This window comes from Cupriavidus sp. DL-D2 (genome assembly GCF_039710735.1).
Classification (GTDB): Bacteria; Pseudomonadota; Gammaproteobacteria; order Burkholderiales; family Burkholderiaceae; genus Cupriavidus.
The window spans coordinates 15,843-35,762 of the sequence record NZ_JBDKXK010000010.1 but is presented as its reverse complement, the minus strand read 5'-3'; the positions used below and the strand labels follow the sequence as shown (position 1 = coordinate 35,762).

Genomic DNA, 19,920 nt, shown 5'->3' with positions numbered 1-19,920 from the left:
CGCCCGATGCAAGGCCCCCTCGCAATGCGACTAAATCTTTTTTCCTTCGGCTTCCAGTAGCGCCGTCAGCCTTGCCCGCGCCCGTGCCACCCGGCTTTCCACTGCCTTGGGCGAGATATTGAGCGCGGCAGCCGCCTCGGCATGTGACATCTCTACGAACGAGGTGAGGATGATGACTTCGCGCGATGCGCGGTCCAGCTTGTCGAGAGTCTTGTTGATATGTGCGAGTTCGCGCCGCGCGCCAATCTCGCGCTCGGGACCGGGCGCATCGGTGGGGGCGACGTCGGCGACTGCCGCGTCATTGACGTCCGCCGCACCAAAGAAAAAATGCCTGACACGCCGAAATCGATAGAGGTCGCGCATCTTGTTCAGACCGATGCGGAACAGCCACGGACGGAAAGCCTTCTCTTGATCGAATTCGTCCAGCGCGTGCCAGGCAGCAATAAACGTGTCCTGCACGACATCGTCGATGTCGGTCTCTGGAATGCCGAACGAGCGTGCAGCTTGAGCGAGCGCGCGCGCGTGCCGTTGCACCAGTTGGCCAAAGGCGTGCTGATCGCCGTCCGCAGCGCGTTCGGCAAGGAAATTGTCTGTCGATAGTCCGGTCACTGCGACCCGCGACGCAAGGCATCCACCAGCACACGATCATAGGCCGCGCGATGTTCGGGCTTCAGCCCCGCACGCATTTCAAACACGTGAACGAGCGTGGCGCGCTGAAGATCCCCCGCAGCCCGCTCCACTTCCTGCGTGGCCGCTTCGACCTCGGGGGTCCATTGCGGATTCTTCGCAATGGCATCGGCCAGCTTGCCGTTGGCCGCCCGGAGCCGCGTTTCGATTTCCCGCCGGCGCTCGGCAAACGCCTGCTCCTTCAACTCCAGGATGCCGCGTTCGTTGGCATCCAGCGGCACCGCATCGTGCAGCACCTCGTGCAGGCTCGTATGCGAATCCTCGTTCGTATGCGTGAAATAGATGCCGCCGATGGCAACCAGGACACCCACCAGCGCGCCAACGAGCGTGGAGAGCGATAAACGGAGCGTGCGCGACTTCATCATTTCCCGATCAGCAGGCTGAATGGCGACGCCGCAGACGGGGCGGCCACCCATGTGGGCTGGGGCTTTTCCAGCAGGCCGCCAGCAATACGATCAATCGCGGTAAACGCCACCAGCGACGCCAGTGCGGCGCAGACGACCGCGCGCCAGATGTCATGGCGCGCGGCCAGAACCATCTGCGCAGGCTCGCGGCGAATCTGCCGCTGGACGCCGGAAATATCGAGATCACTCGATGCCTCGTGCGTCACTTTCTTTGCATTCTCAAGCCAACTGTCGATATCAGCCATGGCCAGATCTCCGATCTCTAGGTGCGGTGGACATTCTATATACGGCGCTGATCCCCACCTCCCCTCGCATTTCGGCGTCCGGTCAGCCAAGCAGGATCCAGGTCGGCAAGATGCCTTCGGCATGGAGTTGGTCCAGCGATTCAAACAGCAGCGCCGCCAGCGGAAACCAGATGGAATCGGCCACGTTTCGATGGAAGGACCCGAGATGCACCGTCCAGCTACGCTCGGATCGATAGAGCGAACGGTTCGGGAAGAACGCAGGGGTTCGCGCAAAATATTCCGTGAAGGACGGGAAGTTCCTTGCCAGCAACCGGTCTTCTGACCGGATCACGGCGGGATAGACGAGCGCAAAGGCAATTACGAGAAATCCCACGATGATCATCGAGCCTGTCATGGCGCCCAATCCGGCGATGCCCAGGAAATTGCAGACATAGAGCGGATGGCGGCACATCGAATACGGCCCCTCCACCACCAGTTCCTCGCTCTTCCTGCCCGATATATAGAGCGCGCACCACAGGCGCCCGATGGTTGCTGCGACAACGCCCAACACGCCGACGATGGCCAGCAGCGACGAGAACCGCGAATCGTCCCATCGAGAGTCACCTACCAGCAGTGCAATCAGCACCACGGCACCCACACCACGCCAGACCCCAATACGATGTCGGGTCAGAAAGCTGTCGATAGACGAAGAAAAGACGGAAGCCTGGTATTGGATTGGCGACATGGATATACGAGGACGTGGGCTAAGGAAGATCGGGAGACATGCAGCGGACCACAGCAGAGCCGGCGCAATGGAAGGCCCAACTGTTCGCGGCATTCTATGCAGCGCCATCGACGATCCGGCTTTATTGCCAAGATGTAATTGCCCGTCAATCTTCGGGCTCCAGCTCAGGGAACGCGCTTTCCCCCCGATGGCGAGCAGGTCGCCGAGTGACGAAAGCGCCCTTCCCATAAGGAGGTTCGCCTCTGCGCCTTCGTGCTCTCGACGCGGCTTCATTCCATTGCGTGGGCCGGGGACTTCCGCCACCCATACCTGCAGTCCTGTAGAATGCCGCGCCATGTCGCGAATCATTGCCATTCTCATGATGCTGATTCTCCCGCTGCACGCGCTGGCTGCGGCGGAGCGACATTTCGCGCATGCATCGTCCGAGGCTTCCGATGCAGGGGATACGATCGAGCATCTCGCCGCACACGCCGAGAACATCCCGCATCATCACCACGACGAAGATGGCACGGACGTGGACGACGATTTCCTCTCTGCCAGCCACCAGCTCGAATTCGACCTGCTGTCGAACCTCCTTGGCGCCTTGCCGTCGATGGCCTCGCCGCTTCTGCTTGACATGACGCACGTAAAGCCGGCCTTTGCAGCCCGCGCCGTGCCCGCCGTCGCCTTCGGTCCCCCCTTACGTCCACCTCACGCGCCCGCCTGACGGCGGGGCCTTGTCCTTTCCTGCTCGCCGTGTCCTGACGTGACACGGTGCCCCGCCGTGACGCTTGTCGAGCCATAAGCGTTTGGGGAAGTCATGCAGAAGTTTTTCGTATTGCTGGCCGCATCGTTCGCGATGCTGGCCGACGTGTGCGCGCAGACACCGGCAACGGATCTGCACGCCTTGTTCGAGGTCGCCTGGGAACGTTCCGTTGCCATGCAGACCACGGCAGGCCGCCGGCAGGAAGCCGCCGCCAGCCGCGTCCAGGCCAACGCGCTGATCGCGGGCTCGCCCTCGATCGACCTGCGCCATCGGGGCGACCAGTTGACGGATCGCCGCGGCATCCGCGAGAGCGAAGTCGCGCTCGGCGTGCCCGTCTGGATGCCCGGACAGCGTAGCGCGCGGGGCGCACTGGCGGACGCACAGGCTGCCGAGGCGGAATCTTCGATGATGCTCGGTCAGCTCGCCGTCGCAGCCGAAGTGCGCGAACGGGTCTGGCAACTCGCCGCCGCAGAATCGGAGAACGAGGTGCTGCGCCGCCGCACGGCCGTCGCGAGGTCATTGCGCGACGATGTTCAGCGACGTGTCACCGCAGGCGACCTGGCCCGCACCGACCTGCTGTTCGCGGAACAGGATCTGCTGGCAAACCGTGCTTTGATGACGGAAAGCGAAGCACGCGTCATCGAGATGCGCGCGCGGCTCATGCAGACCTCGGGCGTCCAGGCGTTGCCGCTGCGCTACGACGAACTGCCGGCGCCAGTGATCGCCGGCGCACCGCATCCCCGGCTCGACGCCGCGCTGCGGGCCGTCGAGCGCGGAGAACGCCAGATCGGCTACCTGCAAAAATCCCGACGTGACGCGCCCGAAGTTGGCGTGACCTACCGTCGTGACTCCGCTGGCGGCGGCCTGCCCAGCGACCAGACAGTCGGTGTTTATGTGCGTTTTCCGTTCGCCACCGACGCCCGCAACCTGCCGCGCGAAACTGCTGCGCAGACCGAACTGATGACCGCACGTGCGGAGCGGGACCGCGCCGAGCGCGTCGTGCAATCCGAAATCGATACCGCGCAGCAGACGCTGGCGCTGGCCGAGCAGCAGCTTGCGCTAGTCACGCAGCGCAGCGCCACGCTGACCGAACGCGCCACCCTTCTGCGCAAGACCTTCAATGCCGGCGAGATCGGCCTGCCCGAAGTCCTGCGCGCGCAAAACCAGGCACTGGATGCCGAAGTCGAACTGGCCCGCGTCCGCGCGCGGCGCGGCTTCGCCATTGCCAACATGAACCAGGCACTGGGAGTGCTGCCATGATCCGACTGCTGATGTCATCCCTCTGGCTCTGCGTGGCCCTGACCTTACCGGCCGCGCACGCAGCACCAGGCGCCCACGGGCCCAATGGCGAACACCTCGATGCGCCGGGCGCTACGGCATCCGGTGCTACCACTCGCCCGGTCATCGAAGCCAACACAGAGAGCTTTGAACTCGTTGGCACGCTGCAGGACAGCGAGTTCTCCGTCCTCGTCGATCGCTATGTCACCAACGAGCCGGTCACGACCGGTACGTTGGAAGTCGAACTCGGAGCGCTGAAGGCGCAAGGGAAGTTGAATGCCGACATCGGCAGCTTCTCCTTCACCGAGCCAAAGCTGCTGGCTGCACTGCGGCAGCCGGGAGACCACGCGCTGGTGTTCACACTGCTCACCGGTAACGACACGGACCTGATCGAAGGAAAGTTGCACGTGGCGCAGGGCGGGGGCGCGCATGGCCACTGGTACGCGAGCCCCGTTGTAAAAATCGGCGCGGTTGTTCTGGTCGTGCTGTTCGTGATGGTGATGGCATGGCGCCTCCGTCGTCGCCGCACCGTTCGTTAAGGGCAAAGCCATCATGAAGACATTCCTGACCCAGACCCTCGTCGCCCTCCTGGCGAGCCATGCCTTGTTCGCCAACGCCGCCCCCGGTGCCCATGGTCCCGGCGGCGAGCATCTCGATGCACCGGGTGCAACAGCTACAGCCAGCGGACTCGCGCGCCTGCCGGATGGCAGCGTGCAGATACCCAAACTCGCGCAACGGCGCATGGGGATTCGCACCGTCATGCCGCAAGCTGGCGAGCATCCGCAGACGGTGCCGCTGAACGCCTCTGTCGTGATGGACCCCAATGCGGGCGGCCGTGTACAGGCCGGTCATCCGGGCTGGCTCGAATCCCCGCGCGATGGCTTTCCGGTATTGGGGCAACGCGTCACGAAGGGACAAGCGCTGGCGGTATTGCGGCACAAGAACGAACCATTCGATATCGGCAACCAGCAGGCGCAGCTCGCGACCTTGACGGCCAATCTCAAGCTGGCCCGGCAACGGCTGGAACGACTGGAATCTCTGCAAGACAGCATTCCGCGCAAGGATATCGATGCGGCGCGCGCGGAAGTGCAAAGCCTGACGGGCCAGCGCGAAGCCGTGGCTACGAGCCTCCATCCCACCGATACGCTGCGCGCGCCTGTTGGGGGTGTCATTGCATCGGCAAATGTGATCGCGGGACAGGTGGTGACCGCTCAGGACATCCTGTTCGAGATCGTCGATCCGCAACGGCTCATGATAGAGGCGCAGAGCGCGGATGCCTCGCTGGTCGGCCGTATCCGCAATGGCGTACTCGTCGACGGCGGCAAGCTGATATTCGTCGGCGCAGGCCGCAGCCTCAGGAATGGCGCCGTGCCGCTGACATTCCGGTTGACCGACGGTTCGACGACGTTTGCCGTCGGCCAGCCCGTCACCGTGATCGCGCATCTGTCGGACACCGTGAAGGGTATCGCGCTGCCGAGCGAGGCCGTAGTGCGCAACCAGAACAATGAACCGACTGTCTGGATCAAGTCGGGCGCGCAACGCTTTATCGCCCAGCCGGTGGAAATTCGCATACTCGACGCACGGACCATCGTGGTCACGCGCGGCCTGTCGCCGGAGAACCGCGTCGTTGTGAGCGGTGCCTCGCTGATCAATCAGATTCGATAAGGACGCGCCATGTTCAACTGGATCGTCCGCGCCAGCCTTGGCAATCGCCTGATGGTGCTCGCCGTCGCCATCATCCTGATGGTGTACGGCGCGCTCACCGCATGGCGCACTCCGGTCGACGTGTTCCCTGACCTCAACAAACCACTGGTCACCGTGATCACCGAAGCCGGCGGCATGGCACCGCAGGAAGTGGAGCTGCTGGTGTCGTTCCCGATCGAGACCGCGCTCAACGGCATGCCCGGTGTCACCCGCGTGCGCTCGGTGTCGGGCGTGGGCCTGTCCATCGTCTATGCGGAGTTCGACTGGGGAAGCGATATCTATCGCAACCGCCAACTGGTGTCCGAACGGCTGGCGTTGGTCAAGGAGCAATTGCCCGGTGGTCTCACGCCGATCCTCGGCCCGGTGTCGTCGATCATGGGTGAGATCATGCTCGTTGCGCTGCCTGTCGATGCCGCGAAAGTCAGCCCCATGGTGGCGCGCGAGTACGCCGACTTCGTGCTGCGCCCACGGTTGCTGTCCGTGCCCGGTGTGTCGCAAGTCATTCCCATCGGCGGCGAGGTCCGGCAGTTGCGCGTAGAACCCGACACCGCACGTATGGCGCAATTTGGCATAACGCTTGCCGATGTGAGCCGTGCGCTGCGCGACTTCGCCGCCAATTCAAGCGGTGGCTTTATCGACCTGAACGGTCGCGAATACCTGATCCGCAACCTGGCGCGCACGACGCGGCTTGAAGACCTGCGCGGATTGGCCATCAGCTATCGAGACAACGCACCGGTGCTGCTGGAGCAGATCGCGACGGTGCGGCACGCCGCGGCGGTCAAGCGTGGCGACGCGGGCTTCAATGGCCTGCCAGCCGTCATCGTCAGCGTGCAGAAGCAACCGGCAGCCGATACCGTCAAGCTGACGCGAGAGCTTGAGCAAGCGCTTGGAGAACTCAAGCAGGGTCTGCCTGCGGGTATGGCCGCTCCGCAAATCCTGTTCCGACAAGCCGACTTCATCGAGGCATCGATCGGCAACGTAGTGGAGGCGCTGCGTGATGGCGCCATCATGGTGGCCATCGTGTTGTTTGCGTTCCTGCTTAGCGCGCGCACCACGGCGATCTCTCTGATCGCCATTCCGTTGTCGCTGGCCGTGACGGCGCTCGCGTTCAAGCTGCTGGGCCAGTCGATCAACGTGATGACGCTAGGTGGTCTGGCCATCGCCATCGGCGAACTGGTCGACGATGCCGTGGTGGATGTCGAGAACATCCTGCGACGGCTCAAGCTGCGGCGGACCATGGACAACCCACCGTCCGTACTCGATGTCATCTGGCGCGCATCGATCGAAGTCCGTTCGGGCATCGTCTACGCCACGCTGATCGTCGTGCTGGTGTTCGTACCGCTGTTCGCGCTGCCCGGTATCGAAGGTCGATTGTTCGCGCCGCTGGGCATTGCCTATATCGTGTCGATCCTCGCCTCGATGCTGGTATCGATGACGGTCACGCCGGTGCTGTCGTACTACCTGCTGCCGGCGATGAAGCGCCTCGATCATCCAGACAGTCCGCTGGTGCGATGGCTCAAGGGCGTGGAAACGCGGGTGCTGGGCTGGGCCTTCCCCCGTGCGCGGATGGTGCTGTCCGCCGCCGTGGCAACGGTGCTGCTCGCCGCGGCCACCGTGCCCTTCCTGCCGCGCGCATTTCTGCCAGCCTTCAACGAAGGCTCGCTCGTGATGTCGCTGATGTTCAATCCCGGCACTTCGCTGGCCGAGGCCAACCGCATGGGTGCGCTGGCCGAAACGCTGATCCGGCAGGTGCCCGAGGTGGTTCAGGTCGGCCGACGCACGGGCCGCGCGGAACTCGACGAGCATGCCGAAGGCGTTCACTCGTCGGAAATCGATGTGGACCTAAAACGCTCCGGCCGCAGCCGGGAAGTCGTGATGGCCGCCATTCGCGCGCAGCTATCCACGCTGCCGGCCTCGGTTGCCATCGGTCAGCCAATCTCGCACCGGCTCGATCACCTGCTGTCTGGCGTGCGCGCGCAGATCGCGCTCAAGATCTATGGCGACGATCTCGACACGCTGCGTGGACTCGCAGAGAACCTGCGCGGACGGCTCACTGGCATTCCCGGGCTGGTCGATATTTCGGTAGAGAAGCAGGTGCTGATTCCACAGGTCAATATCCGGCTCGACTATCGCAAGGCAGCGCAATACGGCATCGCGCCCGGTGATGCACTGGCGAGCCTGCAAACGCTCGCCGAAGGCGCGCGCGTCTCGCAAGTCATCGAAGGCGTGAAACGGTTCGATCTCGTTGTACGCCTGCCCGATGCCGGTCGCACACCGCAGGATCTGGCGCGCATCATGATCCAGTCTCCGCGCGGCGCCATCCCGCTATCGGCCATTGCCACGGTGGAGGAAGCCGACGGCCCGAATCAGGTGGGTCGAGAAAACGGCCGGCGACGCATCGTGGTCTACGCGAATACCGATGGCTCCGACATGTCGCGCATCATCGGCGGCGTACGCGACGCCATCGCGCAATCGGGGCTGCCCGGTGGCTACTTCGTCAGCGTGGAAGGCCAGTTCCAGGCGCAGGAACAGGCTAGCCGCCTGATCGCGCTACTGGCGCTGGGTTCACTGGCGATGATCTATCTCGTCCTGTTCTCGCGCTACCGTTCACATCGGTTGACGCTCGCCATCATGGGGAACATCCCGTTCGCGCTGATCGGCAGCGTGGCCGCGATGTGGATCGGCGGACTGACGCTGTCGGTGGCGTCGATGGTGGGCTTCATCACGCTCACCGGCATCGCCACGCGCAACGGCATTCTCAAGGTGAGCCACTACATCAACCTTTGTCGCTTCGAGGGCGAGCAATTCGGCATTCCCATGCTGGTGCGCGGATCGCTCGAACGGCTCACGCCGGTGCTGATGACGGCGCTGGTGGCGGCGTTTGCGCTGGTGCCGCTGCTGATTTCGGCGGATGCGCCCGGCAAGGAAATCCTGCACCCCGTGGCCGTCGTGATCTTTGGCGGACTGCTCAGCTCCACACTGCTCGATGCCGTGCTCACACCAGTGATCGTCTGGTCCTTCGGACGCGAACCCATCGAACGGATTGTGAAGGAAGGCGGACGCGAAGCGTATTGATTGCACGGATCGCACTGGATCCAAGGGCTTTGTGGCGACGCCCTGGAAGTCGCCCGTTTTCTGGAGTTATCCCATGAAGAAGTTGATCGCCATCGCCATTGCTGCCGCCGCCCTGGGCACCGCCGGTCTCCCATGCCCACGGCGCAAAGCCGGCGCAGTACGGCGGCGTGGTGCAGACCGCTAGCGACATGCAGTTCGAACTGGTGAAAAAGGACGGCAAGATCAGCCTGTACGTCGACGATCACGACGAAAAGAAATCCGTCACTGGCGCCAAAGGCAAGCTGACCGTACTGGCCGGCACGGACAAGAAGGAAACCACGCTGGCACCGGGCAACGACAACGCGTTGGTTGCCAAGGACGCCATCGCGCTGCCGTCGGGGGCCAAGGCGGTTGCAACGGTGACGTTTGCCGATGGTCAGACGGTGACGGTACGTTTTTCGGTGAAGTAAGACGATGAGGATCGGCGACCCTGACAGGAGGGTCGCCGATCATTTGCGCTGCAATCGACACTTAGCTGCCGTACACAACCCTTCTTTGTAGAGACCTCTACAACATTGAAGCAGGAACTTCGACCCACTAAGCTGGGCGCATGACTCCTGTTCCGTCCTCCTCCCCGTGGGTGCTGCTGATCGTCAGCCTGCCCACATCTGCCGCCACCGCCCGCATGCGGTTCTGGCGCGGCATCAAGGCGCTTGGTGCGGCGGCCTTGCGCGACGGGGTCTATCTGCTACCCGATCTCGCTGGATTGCACGAGCCACTGCGAGCCCTCTCTACCGACGCGATCCAGGAGGATGGCAAGGTCTGGACGCTTTCCGTGCATGCCACCGCCCCCGAGCAGGATGCCGAATATCGCGCGCTGTTCGATCGCACGGCCGAATATGGCACGCCCGTAGCGGAAGCCAGTGGCTTTGAAGCGATATTGGCCGGCGCACGCGAGCGACTGTCCGATGACGACGCATTGCTGGAGGAGGTCGGTTATGTCCTCGACTCGCTCTATACGCATTTCTCCAGCGCGCGCAAACGCTAGGACACGCCAGTTCGTCGACGGCTTCCAACTCTCCGCAACACTCTCTACGCAAGACAATGAACTATCTCGTGCTCGTCGCCGTGACAGTGATCACGGAATCGGAGGTCGCGTGGTTGTTCCTCGCGGCCGGCGTGCTGGTGTGGTTCGTTCGCGCCCCGCCAAGATGGCTGCGGCAAGGCAGACTGAATGCGATAGCGGCTACCCCGCTGGCGGCGGGCGGCTTGATGAGTACGGTTGACTGGCCGCTTCTGTCGCAAATCGCCGTGTTCTTCGCCAAGGCTGGTGCGTTCGTATTCGGTTCCGGGCTTGCCATCGTGCCATTCCTGTACGGTGGCGTGGTGACCGAGCATCACTGGCTGAACGACAAGCAGTTTGTCGATGCCGTAGCCGTCGCGATGATCACACCCGGCCCAGTTGTCATCACGGTGGGCTTCATCGGCTACCTCGTGGCGGGCTTCCCCGGCGCCTGCGTCGCGGCTGCCGCAACGTTTCTGCCTTGCTACCTGTTCACCGTTCTCCCTGCGCCGTATTTCAAGAAATACGGCAAGCTGCCTGCGATCCTGGCGTTCGTCGATGGCGTGACCGCAGCGGCGATCGGCGCCATCACCGGGGCGGTGATCGTTCTGGCGAAGCGTTCGATCGTCGATATCCCGACTGCGTTGCTGGCGCTCGCCACAGTTGCACTGCTGCTCAAGTTCAAGAAGCTGTCAGAGCCGATGATTGTTGCTGGCGCTGCATTAATTGGTCTGGTGGTCTATCCATTGCTGCACCATTGATACGGCACACCATGCTTTCCCGCCTCATCGTGCCGTCCGGTGTCGACGCAACCGTCCTGCCGCTTCTTGCCGGACGCTCGTTGCGTGGCTTCTGCGATGGCTTCATTGCCGTGCTCCTGCCCGCATACCTGCTGGCCCTCGGCTTCGACGAGTTCGCGGTGGGAGCGATCAGCAGTGCCACGCTGATCGGCTCCGCACTCGCCACCATCCTCGTCGGATTTGTCGGCCATCGCTTTGCACAGCGACGCCTGCTGATGTTGGCCGCCGTCCTGATGGCGGCCACGGGTGCGGCCTTTGCGGGCTTGACATCGCTATGGCCACTGTTGATCGTCGCATTCGTCGGCACACTGAACCCTAGCTCGGGCGATGTGAGCGTGTTCCTGCCGTTGGAACAATCACGACTGGCTGAGGCGGCGACACCCGATTCACGCACGGCACTGTTTGCACGCTACGGTCTTGCGGGTTCCCTGTCCGCAGCGTTCGGGGCGTTGGCCGCAGCCATTCCGGGCTGGATGTCCATGCATGCCGGCGTATCGTCTCTTGACGCCATGCGTCTGATGTTCGCCGTCTACACGCTGTCGGGCATCGCACTGTGGGCACTCTATGCGAGGTTGCCCGATCCACATCCGCAATCAATGTCGCCACCAGCACCGTTAGGTCCATCGCGCTGCATAGTCGTGCGGCTGGCAATGCTGTTTAGCGTGGATGCATTCGCAGGCGGCCTGGTCGTCAATGCCTTGCTCTCGCTTTGGCTAATGCAGCGTTTCGGCATGACTTCCGGTGCAGCAGGACAATTCTTCTTCTGGGCGGGACTGCTGACAACCGCGTCCCAACTCGCCGCCGTCCCGCTCGCCCGGAAGATCGGACTATTGAACACCATGGTGTTCACGCATATTCCATCCAGCATGTTCCTGATTGCGGCGGCGTTCGCACCGTCGTTGTCCCTGACGCTACTGTTGCTGCTGGCGCGCAGCGCACTGTCCCAGATGGATGTGCCAACGCGTACGGCGTTCGTGATGGCAGTCGTCACCCCCGCCGAGCGCAGTGCGGCAGCAAGTCTCACCGCAGTACCGCGCAGCCTGGCCGCAGCGATCGGCCCGATGCTTGCCGGTGGCCTCATGGCAATAGGCTGGACCGGAGCCCCTCTGCTGGCCTGCGGCTTGCTGAAGATCGGCTATGACCTGGCCATCCTGGCGGCGTTCAGGCAGACCAAAACGTTGAACTGACGAAACTAAGATGCAACCCATCGCAAACCTCCGGTAGCCGGGGCGGCGACTCTACATGACCGTTCACCGGCCAAAAGCTGCCGGTGGCACTGCAATGCTGAGGGGACTGCGACGGGTCGGCTACTGCCGGTCTGGTTTATCCCGTTGCAGGTACCCTCCTCTATGCGAGGTGGGCGACTGTACCTACGACATCCTGCGGTTACCAGCCAGTCTTCTTTCCGATCTTCAAACGCCGCAGGATCGGAGCATTTCATACCCGAATCAAAGCGCCAGGCGTTATTTCGGAAACAACAATGTCACCACGGCGCGACCGCCCCATCCATGTGCCCCACTGACAGGCGAATCCGCCCAGTATGTCGCGAACAATCCGAAACTGACCGGCTGATCCCTGATCTTTACAAGCTTGCTGACACCCGCATGAACCGGCACGCTCCATTGCGACTGTTTCCAGTCATAGGTGGACTCGGTATTGATCGTGTACGTCCACGCGGTGGGCGTCGTATAAGCAAGGAATGGCTGTAGGAAGGTACTGCTTACCGCTGGCCTGCCGTTGTCGCCCGCAACTGACCAGATATGGTTCCCGAGCATCCCGTAGGTCCACGGGCCATGTTGAACGAGGCCCACTGCGGTTGGGCCCAGACCCCACTTGCGACTGCTGAGCTGGTTTTCGGTACCCGTGGGCAATAGCATTGCCGGCCCCACTCCCCAGATCAAGCCGCCCGCCGTGGGCGCTTTCGGTGAGAAAAACAGGCTCTGCACCGTATCTCCCAGTCCGGTCTGCGATCCCGAGCCAGGCGTGACCGATGACTGATAGGTAAAGGGCAAGATCGTTCGCGATATCAGGTTCCAGTCCTGATTGAGCGAAATGGGAACGACTGGCTGAAAGTTCATCGTCAGTCGATCCCCATCATGGGCCGGCCCGATTCCGCGATCGTAGTTGAACTGAAACGGGACGCTGATCAATGCTGCGACGGGATTGCTCAACTTTTTTGCCAGATCGGCCGAATCTTCCGCGTGGGCTGACGCTACGGTTGCGCCGAACAGCGGCATGGCGATCCTTAACATGGATCTGACTGCTCTCCCTCGACGACACATGGGTAGCTCCTTGAATACCGGGAATCTGACTGACCGGATTTCACCGAATGGTGGCCATGGTGCCTATGGCGAGGCCATCCGCGAAATGAAAGATTTCTGAACTGTTTTGAAACTTTGCGAGAAATGCGAAGGGGGCAGCTTTTCCGGGCACTGGCTCGGCATACTAGGTCAGATTGGGCATGAGCCGATATTGCCCTGCTGACTAACGGAGCACCCCGATGACAAGCCTCTCGAAGCGCATCACCATGAGTCTGGCGGCAGCAGTTCTTTGCAGTGTGATCCCGGCAAGTCAGGCAAAGGATTGGCCTGACCCGTTGCTGGAAACAGCCGGAACGCCGGAGAACGTCGCGAAGGGGAATGAGTTCGATGCGTATCAACTTGGCCTGTCGGCCTACGTCTGGGGTTATCCGCTAGTCAGAATGGAGCGCGTGGCACGGGAATACATCGACGTGCCAAATCCGAAGCCTTCCACCAGCTATCGGGCCCCGCTGAACCAGATCGGCTGGGCGCGGGACCTGGCCACGCCGTCGGCGCTGGACATGCCAACCGCGAACAACGACACCACGTATCTGAGCGCGGTGGTGGACCTGTCTCGCGAGCCCTACATCCTCTCGGTTCCGGACACCGGCGGACGCTACTACGTAGTGGACACCTTCAACATGTGGCAAGAGCTGGAGCATTACATTGGCCGCCGCGTGACAGGCACCAAGGCCGGCCGCTTTGCCCTTGTCGGCCCGGGCTGGAAAGGAAAGTTGCCGGCGGGTGTCAAACGGCTGGACATCAAGACCAGCAAGGTATGGCTGTGGGGCCGTATGCGTGTCTCCCCTGGCGAGGATATGAAGAAGCTGCACGCCCTGCAGGATACGTTCGACCTCCGCCCGCTGTCGGCGGTGGGCAAGAAGGACTGGAAGGCACCTGCCGCCTCGCTCGCGCCACTGCCGGATATCGGAACTGATCCCCTTGGGTTCTACAAGCACCTGGGCGCGGCGCTGAAGGACAACCCGATTCGCATCGAGGACAAGGCGCTCGCAGAGCAGTTCGCGCGGATCGGCCTCACGGCAAAGGGATTCGACCCGACCAAGCTCAATGAGAGCCAGCGCAAGGGCCTGATGCGCGCGATCAACGATGCGCCGCTGATTGCGGTATCGGCCGTCGCCCAGGCATCGGAAGTGCGCCAGGGCTGGAATTACGTGCGAGGGCTGGACAGTTTCGGATACGACTATCCCTTGCGCGCTGTGGTGGCCGGGCCCTACCTTGGCGGACAGGGCGAGAAGGAAGCGGTGTACCCGATCCGCTACACGGACCAGGCGGGCCAGCCACTGGATGGGGCGAACGACTATGTGGTGCGGTTCTCGGGTGAGCCACCCAACAACGCGTTCTGGTCGCTGACGATCTACGACGCCAAGACCAAGATGCTGATCGACAACCCCATCAGCCGATACAAGTTTGGCAGCGATACACAGGACATCCACAAGAATGCTGACGGCAGCTTCTCGGTGACCGTGTCGCCGCGACGACCGGCCGAGAGCGTCAACTGGCTGCCATCGCCGAGCGGGGGCTTCTACGCAATGCTGCGTATCTACCAGCCGAAGGACGCGATCATCTCAGGCGCCTGGAAGCTTCCGCAGATGGAGCGTGTCAGCAAGTAACGCAAGACATGACTTTTGGCGGCAATCCGGCCGTGCCGACGGCGCCGCCTTCTGACGACCGAAACGTGATGAACGTTAGGGAGCATTGCGATGGATCGACGTCAATTCCTGGTTTCCACCGCGGGCGGTGCCCTTGCCGCCACGACGGGCGCACCGGCGGACGCCCAGCCTGCGGGCGCTGCCCCCGCGCAGGGAAGTCGCGAGCCTCTGGGTGGCCAGCCTCCACCGGGAAGCGCGCCGTCCGTCAAAGACTTCGATTACCAGATCAAATACCACCGCGCCTTCGAGGCCGTGCTCTGGAACATGCCGGCGATTGCGATTTTCGCGTTCCGTCGCGCAGCGTTCGCGGACCTCGGGATGCAGGACAACGACATCATTGCGTACTCCGCACCGGCAACGCCACGGCTCGAGGCCATCACCGCCAATAGCTCGACGCCCTACATCGCCGCCTACACCGACCTGCGCAAGGGCCCGGTAGTGCTGGAGGTACCGAAGGCCGGACCCGATGGCAGCGTCTACGGACAGGTGGTGGACGCGTGGCAGTTTACGATTGCCGACGTGGGACCATCCGGCATGGACAAGGGCAAAGGTGGCAAGTACCTGTTCACGCCACCGGGCTACAAGGATCCGATCCCAAAGGGCCATATCCACGTGGCGTCACCAAACTACCGGATCGCCCTCGCTTTTCGTTCGGTACGCGCGCCCGGCAAGTCCGTGGAGGACGCCTACCACTATGCGCAACGGCTGCGCATGTACTACCTCTCCGAAGCTGCCAGCCCGCCGCGCCAGCGCTTTGTCGACCCGGCCAACCAGCGGTATCCGACGCTGCCGTTCTATGACGAGCGGCATTTCGCGGACATGCACGAGATCCTGAGCGTGGAGCCGGTGAAGGAGCAGGACAAGGTGATGATGGGGATGCTGAAATCCCTCGGAATCGAGAAGGGCAAGCCGTTCACACCCGACGACACCGCGAAACGGGCGATGCGTCAGGCAGCGATCGACGCCTGGTTCTTCCTGCAGCAGTGGTTCGACACTGAAATGGTGAAGCGCGTCTACTGGCCGGATCGGCACTATGTGTCGTTACTGCAAACCGATGCCAACCGTCGCTTCACCTTCACCTACGACGATCGGATAGACCTGATAGAGCGTGCCGCTGAGTACTTCTGGTGCACCTATATGCCCAAGGAACTGGGCGTAGCCCCTGCCACGCACTATATGGTCGCCCTGGCCGACAAGGACGGCAAACGGCTCGAGCCCGGCAAGCTGTACAAGGTGGACGTGCCGCGCGACATGCCGGTCAAGCAGTTCTGGGCGCTCACCGTCTACGACCACGCCACGTTCGCCTTCATCTACAGCGATTCCAACCGCACCACCCTGTCCTCCTATGATCTGGACAAGATGAGGAAGAACCCCGATGGCAGCGTGACCATCTACGTTGGACCCCGGGCACCGGGGGGCTTGGAGTCCAACTGGCTACCGAGCGAGGGCAAGCGCCCCATGCCGACCATGCGCTTCTATGGCGCTACCGACGCCATGAACAACAAGACGTTCAAGATGCCGGACTTTGAATTGGTTGGCACGTAGGCGCAGGTGCGGGCACGCGAAGGCTCCCCGAGGCGGTCGGTCTGCGCCTCAACCGCGCCAGAGCTTGTGGCGGCCTCCTACGGCCGCCCTGAGAATCGATTCTGCACATTGGCCAGCGCATAGCTGGTGCGAAGCGACAGCGACGTGGTATCGGCGTCGGCCGAATCGAATGTCTGGCCCCGCATTCTTGGGCCGATCTCGCCCGATGGTGACCGGGAGCTCAAGCAACTGGAGAAAGACGGTTGGATCCGCGCACCTACTCTCGCTTTGTGATTCCTGATGTGCGGGGGCTCGAATGCATCGAGCGGCGGGTGTAGCGATTTTAGGCAATGGAATGACCGTTGAACTACTAGCTTCAGTCGCCCGCAGCTCAAATCTGAGCGTCTGCAATGGGTCGATCGGAGACCTTCGAATGCCTCGCCGCCGAGCTACCTGAGCATGGATATGACAGCATCGCGGAACCACCGGTGTGACAGCGACGTGTCCCAACGTGCATGCCATGCAATCGAATACATGCGATTTGGTAACTCTTCGGGCAATTCCAGCATGTTCAGGTCGAACTGGTCTGCCAGGATTCGCGCTACACGCACCGGCAGCGTTATTGCCGCGTTGCTGCCTTGCATGGCGAACGGCGCCAGGGACAACGTCGACACGTACATCGGAAATTTGCGCTTCGACAGCCCATGCTTTTTGAGCATGTTGTCGACATCGTTGTCGCGTCCAAGCATGTTGATCGTGCTGATAAAGCGCATGTCTGCGAGATCGGCCAGTTCAAGCCGCTTGTCGCCAAGCGGATGATCGCGCCGCACAAGACATACGCGCCGCTCTTCGAACAGTGGAAAGAACGTGATGTTGCGCGCCTGATGGTCAAAGCGACCGATTGCAATGTCGACAGCACCAGTTTCGAGATCCTCGACGGGCGTGACATCCCCGTACGCCGGGAAAAAATAGGCACCTGCATCAGGCGCCGCGGATTCCAGGAACCTATGCAGCAACGGGGCCAGCAGGAGTTCGACGGCACTCGTCGTGCCGATCTTGAATACCTGCGTTGACTCTGACGGACGAAACCCCCCACCCTCCTCCAGCGCCTGGTCGACGGCTTCTAGTGCCTGCCTGACCGTGCCGCGTAGATTGCGAGCAAGTTCAGTGGGCTCCAGTGTTCCTCGCACCCTGACAAACAGCGGGTCAGCCAACTCCTCCCGTAGTCGGGCGAGATCCCGACTCACGCCCGGCTGCGTGCGCACCAGCCTTTCCGCGGTCTTGGTGACGCTGCCCGTCTCCATCAGGGACTCGAATACGACCAGCAGATTCAGGTCGAAACGTCGGAGTGATAGGAAATTCATTGTTTGGTTTGGATTTAGGACCGCCCTCAAAGAGCATTCGAGATTAACGCTGAAACATACCCGTTATGGTATGTCATACGGCATAAATATGATGAAAAGTTGAGGTTTCCTGGGTCCATACTTCTCGCACAAGCAGGTGTTGCAGATCGCAGCGGCCTGAATTGCGGAGACTGAAGATGAAGCATTTTTTCCTGGCCCTCGCGTACGGTAGTGCTGCGGCCGCCACTTGTCTGCCCTTTGTCGCATTCGCTCAGGACAACTTTCCGGCCAAGCCGATACGGCTGGTGGTGCCGCTTCCCCCGGGGGGCGGTGCGGATGGCCTTGCGCGCATCTGGGGCGATTACGTGGCGCGGCATCTGGGCACGACCGTCGTAGTGGAAAACCGTGCCGGCGCGAATGGCTCGATCGCGGCTGCATACGTCGCCACCCAGCCGGCAGACGGCTACACGATCCTGCGTGGCACACAGTCCAATCTCGCGCTCAACCGTTTCTCGTTTGGCAAGCTGAATTACGATCCTGACCAGAGCTTCGCCGGCATCGGCATCCTTGCCACCACGCCGCAGGTCTTGCTCGCCAACAATGCGCTTCCAGCCAACAACGTTGCCGATCTGATCCGTCTGGCCAAGGCATCGCCGGGCAAGTACTCCTACAGCACCGCCGGCAAAGGCAATTCGACCCACTTGAACATGGAGATATTCGCCAGACAGGTTGGCGTGGATCTGCTGAATGTTCCCTACAAGGGCAGCGCCGCTGCCCTGCTGGCCGTAGTAGGCGGCGAAACCCAATTGACCAGTGCCGTGGTCTTCTCCGCCATCCCGTTCATCCAGGACAAGAAAGTCAAGCCGCTAGTCGTATTTGCCGACAAGCGCGTGCCCGAGATGCCCGACGTCCCCACGCAGGCGGAAGTCGGTATCCCGAAGTCGCTGGGCGGTGGCTGGTACGGTCTCGTGGCGCCGAAGGGTACACCCGACGCCATCATTCAGAAACTCAACGTGGCCACCGCGAAGATGTGGGCGGACCCCGAGTCCCGGCAAAAGCTGGGCAGGATCTACATGACGGAGCCATCGGACAAGTCCACGGCCGCCGTGGCGAAAGCCACCCGGCTGGACGCCGAGCAATGGGGCCCGTTGGTCAAATCGCTGAATCTGGCTGCGCAATAAGACCCCGTTGCGGGCAGCTTGCCTCGCCCTCTTAAAACTGCAGGATGAAGGATATTCGAATGCGTGCAGCGCAATACTTCCCGCTGGTGGACGTGACCGGCGACCCATACCACCGCGGACTCCAGCATGGGCGGGCAGTGCCCGAACGCATTGCGGCGGGCGCCACGCTATACCGTGCCCAGCTTGGCCGTCGTGGCCTTGACGATGCCACGATCGACCGTCTCGCACGCGCCATGCTCCCGCAGATCGAAGCCTTCGAGCCAGCCTATCTGGAGGAAATCCGAGGCATCGCCGAAGGCGCGGGCACGTCCCTTGAAGACGTCGTCGTCATCAATTGCCGCACAGAAATGCTCTATGGCTTTTCGACCATCGGTGCCAGTGCAACATTGGAAGACGGCAACGAGGACGGCGATTGCACCGGACTGGTGGTGTTGCCAAAGCGCTCTGCCACGGGCCGGCTGCTGCACGCCCACAATTGGGACTGGCGTCAGGAATGCGTGGACACCTGCATCGTGCTGCGCATCCGCGCCGACAATGGCCCGGATATCCTCGCGTTCACGGAAGCCGGTGCCCTCGCACGGCACGGGTTCAACAGTCATGGCGTGTCGCTCACGGGAAATGCGTTGTCCTGCCATGAGGACTATCAGCATGGCCCAGGTGTTCCGGTCGTGCTCTTGCGCCGACGGCTGCTGGAGTCCCCCAACCTTGCGCATGCGATGCGAACCGTATGGAGCGCGCGCCGCTACTGCTCCAGCAACATGATCCTCGCGCAGAGCAGCGCGACCGATGGGGCATGCGCCAGCCTCGAAGCCGCGCCCACCGACGTGTACTGGACCCTTCCCCAGGACGACGTGCTGGTGCATGCCAATCACTGGCTTTCGCGCGTGGCAGTGTCGAGGCTGCGGGACCCTGGCCTTGCCGCGCGGCCCGACAGCCTGTATCGGCAGCATCGCGTGGAGAACGGACTACGGTCCATTACGGACCGGGGCATCGAATGGAACGACGTCCGCACCATCCTGGCCGACGATTTCGGATTCCCCGATGGGGTCTTGCGCAGCCCCAAGCCTGGCGATTTCAGCAGCATCTCGGCGACGGTGGCAACAACCCTGATGGATGTCTCCAAGAAGGTCATGTGGATTGCGCGCAAACCATACGAGTGCCGCGAGTTCCAGGAATACACGCTTTAGGACCAGGCCAC

Annotated in this window: 18 protein-coding genes and 1 pseudogene; 13 read left to right on the top strand and 6 right to left on the bottom strand. The window is 62.3% G+C overall.

Annotated features, from left to right (window positions below):
* Positions 1 to 30 precede the first annotated feature (30 nt).
* The 4 genes from ABDB81_RS07595 to ABDB81_RS07580 form a co-directional block, all read right to left on the bottom strand.
* Positions 31 to 609 carry a sigma-70 family RNA polymerase sigma factor gene (locus tag ABDB81_RS07595; protein WP_346810552.1) on the bottom strand — a complete coding sequence of 193 codons (579 nt, stop codon included), beginning with the start codon at positions 607 to 609 and terminating at the stop codon, positions 31 to 33.
* The gene (locus tag ABDB81_RS07590) at positions 606 to 1,052 is read right to left on the bottom strand and encodes a periplasmic heavy metal sensor (protein ID WP_137925226.1); all 447 of its coding nucleotides are present in this window, start codon (positions 1,050 to 1,052) and stop codon (positions 606 to 608) included. The genes ABDB81_RS07595 and ABDB81_RS07590 overlap by 4 nt, the downstream gene beginning before the upstream one ends.
* Entirely contained in the window at positions 1,049 to 1,336 is a 288-nt protein-coding gene (locus ABDB81_RS07585) for a CnrY/NccY family anti-sigma factor (RefSeq protein WP_346810551.1), read from the bottom strand. The genes ABDB81_RS07590 and ABDB81_RS07585 overlap by 4 nt, the downstream gene beginning before the upstream one ends.
* An 82-nt stretch (positions 1,337 to 1,418) precedes the next feature.
* On the bottom strand, positions 1,419 to 2,408 hold the full coding sequence (locus tag ABDB81_RS07580) for an isoprenylcysteine carboxylmethyltransferase family protein (protein ID WP_346810550.1): 990 nt from the start codon (positions 2,406 to 2,408) through the stop codon (positions 1,419 to 1,421).
* On the opposite strand from ABDB81_RS07580, the gene ABDB81_RS07575 reads away from it, so the two are divergent.
* The 9 genes and pseudogenes from ABDB81_RS07575 to ABDB81_RS07535 all read left to right on the top strand — a co-directional run bounded on the left by ABDB81_RS07575 (position 2,395) and on the right by ABDB81_RS07535 (position 11,891).
* Positions 2,395 to 2,766: a hypothetical protein gene (locus ABDB81_RS07575; RefSeq protein WP_346810549.1), complete on the top strand. Its 372-nt coding sequence runs from the start codon at positions 2,395 to 2,397 to the stop codon at positions 2,764 to 2,766. The two genes, ABDB81_RS07580 and ABDB81_RS07575, sit on opposite strands and share 14 nt — an antisense overlap.
* A gap of 93 nt (positions 2,767 to 2,859) precedes the next feature.
* Positions 2,860 to 4,065, top strand: coding sequence for a TolC family protein (locus tag ABDB81_RS07570; protein WP_346810548.1), 1,206 nt, complete (start codon positions 2,860 to 2,862; stop codon positions 4,063 to 4,065).
* A complete protein-coding gene (locus tag ABDB81_RS07565; protein ID WP_346810547.1) occupies positions 4,062 to 4,622 on the top strand; it encodes a hypothetical protein in 561 nt (186 codons plus the stop codon). Before ABDB81_RS07570 ends, ABDB81_RS07565 begins: the two co-directional genes overlap by 4 nt.
* Positions 4,623 to 4,635: 13 nt before the next feature.
* Positions 4,636 to 5,748 (top strand): HlyD family efflux transporter periplasmic adaptor subunit, encoded by a 1,113-nt coding sequence (locus tag ABDB81_RS07560; protein ID WP_346810546.1) that lies wholly within the window; start codon positions 4,636 to 4,638, stop codon positions 5,746 to 5,748.
* A gap of 9 nt (positions 5,749 to 5,757) precedes the next feature.
* Positions 5,758 to 8,862: an efflux RND transporter permease subunit gene (locus ABDB81_RS07555; protein WP_346810545.1), complete on the top strand. Its 3,105-nt coding sequence runs from the start codon at positions 5,758 to 5,760 to the stop codon at positions 8,860 to 8,862.
* Between the two features lie 98 nt (positions 8,863 to 8,960).
* Positions 8,961 to 9,311 (top strand): hypothetical protein, encoded by a 351-nt coding sequence (locus ABDB81_RS07550; protein ID WP_346810544.1) that lies wholly within the window; start codon positions 8,961 to 8,963, stop codon positions 9,309 to 9,311.
* 140 nt (positions 9,312 to 9,451) lie between these two features.
* Positions 9,452 to 9,889, top strand: a complete 438-nt coding sequence (locus ABDB81_RS07545; protein WP_346810543.1) for a Chromate resistance protein ChrB — start codon at positions 9,452 to 9,454, stop codon at positions 9,887 to 9,889.
* A gap of 62 nt (positions 9,890 to 9,951) precedes the next feature.
* Positions 9,952 to 10,665: pseudogene (chrA, locus tag ABDB81_RS07540) on the top strand (chromate efflux transporter); the annotation flags it as partial.
* An 11-nt stretch (positions 10,666 to 10,676) separates the two neighbouring features.
* Positions 10,677 to 11,891 (top strand): MFS transporter, encoded by a 1,215-nt coding sequence (locus tag ABDB81_RS07535; RefSeq protein WP_160473726.1) that lies wholly within the window; start codon positions 10,677 to 10,679, stop codon positions 11,889 to 11,891.
* A 276-nt stretch (positions 11,892 to 12,167) separates the two neighbouring features.
* Here the strand turns inward: ABDB81_RS07535 and ABDB81_RS07530 are convergent, their stop codons facing one another.
* Complete coding sequence (locus ABDB81_RS07530; RefSeq protein WP_202126901.1) at positions 12,168 to 12,941, bottom strand: transporter; 774 nt, start codon at positions 12,939 to 12,941, stop codon at positions 12,168 to 12,170.
* A 263-nt stretch (positions 12,942 to 13,204) separates the two neighbouring features.
* Here ABDB81_RS07530 and ABDB81_RS07525 point away from each other — a divergent pair, with 263 nt between their 5' ends.
* Both ABDB81_RS07525 and ABDB81_RS07520 read left to right on the top strand, forming a co-directional pair.
* Positions 13,205 to 14,635: a DUF1254 domain-containing protein gene (locus tag ABDB81_RS07525; protein ID WP_137925214.1), complete on the top strand. Its 1,431-nt coding sequence runs from the start codon at positions 13,205 to 13,207 to the stop codon at positions 14,633 to 14,635.
* A gap of 90 nt (positions 14,636 to 14,725) precedes the next feature.
* Positions 14,726 to 16,219 carry a DUF1214 domain-containing protein gene (locus ABDB81_RS07520; protein ID WP_137925213.1) on the top strand — a complete coding sequence of 498 codons (1,494 nt, stop codon included), beginning with the start codon at positions 14,726 to 14,728 and terminating at the stop codon, positions 16,217 to 16,219.
* A gap of 428 nt (positions 16,220 to 16,647) precedes the next feature.
* Here the strand turns inward: ABDB81_RS07520 and ABDB81_RS07515 are convergent, their stop codons facing one another.
* A complete protein-coding gene (locus ABDB81_RS07515) occupies positions 16,648 to 17,562 on the bottom strand; it encodes a LysR family transcriptional regulator (protein ID WP_346810542.1) in 915 nt (304 codons plus the stop codon).
* Between the two features lie 176 nt (positions 17,563 to 17,738).
* On the opposite strand from ABDB81_RS07515, the gene ABDB81_RS07510 reads away from it, so the two are divergent.
* Both ABDB81_RS07510 and ABDB81_RS07505 read left to right on the top strand, forming a co-directional pair.
* On the top strand, positions 17,739 to 18,722 hold the full coding sequence (locus ABDB81_RS07510) for a tripartite tricarboxylate transporter substrate binding protein (RefSeq protein ID WP_346810541.1): 984 nt from the start codon (positions 17,739 to 17,741) through the stop codon (positions 18,720 to 18,722).
* A gap of 59 nt (positions 18,723 to 18,781) precedes the next feature.
* Entirely contained in the window at positions 18,782 to 19,909 is a 1,128-nt protein-coding gene (locus tag ABDB81_RS07505; RefSeq protein ID WP_346810540.1) for a C45 family peptidase, read from the top strand.
* Positions 19,910 to 19,920: the final 11 nt, after the last annotated feature.

Coding starts and splice junctions, on each gene's coding strand:
- ABDB81_RS07590 (WP_137925226.1), bottom strand. CDS start 1,052: ATGATGAAGTCGCGCACGCTCCGTTTATCGCTCTCCACGCTCGTTGGC.
- ABDB81_RS07585 (WP_346810551.1), bottom strand. CDS start 1,336: ATGGCTGATATCGACAGTTGGCTTGAGAATGCAAAGAAAGTGACGCAC.
- ABDB81_RS07575 (WP_346810549.1), top strand. CDS start 2,395: ATGTCGCGAATCATTGCCATTCTCATGATGCTGATTCTCCCGCTGCAC.
- ABDB81_RS07580 (WP_346810550.1), bottom strand. CDS start 2,408: ATGATTCGCGACATGGCGCGGCATTCTACAGGACTGCAGGTATGGGTG.
- ABDB81_RS07570 (WP_346810548.1), top strand. CDS start 2,860: ATGCAGAAGTTTTTCGTATTGCTGGCCGCATCGTTCGCGATGCTGGCC.
- ABDB81_RS07565 (WP_346810547.1), top strand. CDS start 4,062: ATGATCCGACTGCTGATGTCATCCCTCTGGCTCTGCGTGGCCCTGACC.
- ABDB81_RS07560 (WP_346810546.1), top strand. CDS start 4,636: ATGAAGACATTCCTGACCCAGACCCTCGTCGCCCTCCTGGCGAGCCAT.
- ABDB81_RS07555 (WP_346810545.1), top strand. CDS start 5,758: ATGTTCAACTGGATCGTCCGCGCCAGCCTTGGCAATCGCCTGATGGTG.
- ABDB81_RS07545 (WP_346810543.1), top strand. CDS start 9,452: ATGACTCCTGTTCCGTCCTCCTCCCCGTGGGTGCTGCTGATCGTCAGC.
- ABDB81_RS07535 (WP_160473726.1), top strand. CDS start 10,677: ATGCTTTCCCGCCTCATCGTGCCGTCCGGTGTCGACGCAACCGTCCTG.
- ABDB81_RS07530 (WP_202126901.1), bottom strand. CDS start 12,941: ATGCCGCTGTTCGGCGCAACCGTAGCGTCAGCCCACGCGGAAGATTCG.
- ABDB81_RS07525 (WP_137925214.1), top strand. CDS start 13,205: ATGACAAGCCTCTCGAAGCGCATCACCATGAGTCTGGCGGCAGCAGTT.
- ABDB81_RS07520 (WP_137925213.1), top strand. CDS start 14,726: ATGGATCGACGTCAATTCCTGGTTTCCACCGCGGGCGGTGCCCTTGCC.
- ABDB81_RS07515 (WP_346810542.1), bottom strand. CDS start 17,562: ATGAATTTCCTATCACTCCGACGTTTCGACCTGAATCTGCTGGTCGTA.
- ABDB81_RS07510 (WP_346810541.1), top strand. CDS start 17,739: ATGAAGCATTTTTTCCTGGCCCTCGCGTACGGTAGTGCTGCGGCCGCC.
- ABDB81_RS07505 (WP_346810540.1), top strand. CDS start 18,782: ATGCGTGCAGCGCAATACTTCCCGCTGGTGGACGTGACCGGCGACCCA.